We start from the raw sequence: 820 nt of genomic DNA on the forward strand, positions 1-820 counted from the left end.
TCAGCGCTGCGGAAGGTGATTGATCATTCTTCGATGGTTCGTCCGGTGTTTCGCCACGCGAGCATGCCGCCTTGTAGTTCGACGACATCGGTGTAGCCGAGAGCGGCCAGTTCTTTCGCCGCGGTGGCGCTCATTGTCCCGGTACGGCAGTAGATCGCCAGCGGTGTGGTCCGGTCGGGCGGCAACGCCGCGACCTGTTGTTGGATCTGGTCGAAGGGAAGACTTGAGTCGGTTCCAGGGAGCTGGCCCTCGTTGGGAGTATGGACGTTGATCGTGACTCGGCCAGGATCGGCGATCGCGGCGGCGAAGTCAGCGGGATTGAGCAGTTCCGCCCGCGTAGCGACGGGCATTGACGCAGTGGGCTCAGAGACCTCGCCGCCGGTACATCCAGCGAGTGCAAGGACGAGGACAGCCAGTACCGATGCCGGACTCCTCCGGTGCGTCGACCGGGCCACCGAATGCGGTGCTATCGCATCAAGGTGATCATCGAAAGGCGCACGCATCAGGGCACGTTCAGTGATCACGAGAGCACCTGCGACCCTGCAACTACGCCGGCGAGGATCGCGCAGCAGACGAGCGAGACAGCGAGTCGGCCTCGACGAGTGTGCGCGTCCACCCGGAACAAAAACAGGCCTTGCCGGATCAACGTGTATGCGGCAATACTTCCCAGGAAAACCAGCCCTCCGACGGGAAGGTCGACCTGAAGTACCACTGCGAGCGCAACTCCCGCGATCAACAGGGCTGCAGCGGCCTCGTAAAGCTGAACGGGAATCCTCCTCGTCGCCAGGGTGCGATCGGACGAAAACAGACCCCACCGAGA

At 62.7% G+C, this 820-nt stretch carries 1 protein-coding gene and 1 pseudogene; both read right to left on the minus strand.

What is annotated here, in order from left to right; genetic code table 11:
• Positions 1-23 precede the first annotated feature (23 nt).
• The gene (locus A2J03_RS04815) at positions 24-350 is read right to left on the minus strand and encodes a rhodanese-like domain-containing protein (protein WP_139318146.1); all 327 of its coding nucleotides are present in this window, start codon (positions 348-350) and stop codon (positions 24-26) included.
• A 170-nt stretch (positions 351-520) separates the two neighbouring features.
• A pseudogene (locus tag A2J03_RS30880) lies at positions 521-820 on the minus strand (prolipoprotein diacylglyceryl transferase family protein); the annotation flags it as partial.

Origin of the sequence: Rhodococcus sp. EPR-157 (assembly GCF_001647195.1) — a bacterium.
In the GTDB taxonomy this organism is placed as follows: domain Bacteria; phylum Actinomycetota; class Actinomycetes; order Mycobacteriales; family Mycobacteriaceae; genus Rhodococcoides.

Excerpts from the sequence above, each read along its gene's own strand:
- A2J03_RS04815 (WP_139318146.1), bottom strand. The coding sequence starts at position 350 with ATGCCCGTCGCTACGCGGGCGGAACTGCTCAATCCCGCTGACTTCGCC.